Raw genomic sequence first — 227 nt, 5'->3', positions numbered from 1 at the left:
AATTGAAAGCATTGTTACTTTAAAACCTGGCTTTTTAGAATGAATTGATAAATGCATTTGGTTGGCATGCTTAGTGTTATCTGGTGCAATTACATAAGCAAATACTGCTATTACACCAACAAACACTAAAAAAAAACAACTAAAAACGCCCCAAAAGTTTTTTTTAAACTTTTGGAGCGCTAATTGTTTTAATGAATTTGGCTTATGTTGCATAAACCAACTACTTT

1 pseudogene is annotated in these 227 nt (G+C 30.4%); it reads right to left on the bottom strand.

Going from position 1 to position 227, the window contains the following annotated elements:
• A pseudogene (locus tag FUA24_RS00990) lies at window positions 1–213 on the bottom strand (ABC transporter permease); the annotation flags it as partial.
• Window positions 214–227: the final 14 nt, after the last annotated feature.

The organism is Seonamhaeicola marinus (assembly GCF_008085455.1).
The sequence above is the reverse complement of the archived record's forward strand: the minus strand, read 5'-3'. Positions and strand labels throughout refer to the sequence as shown.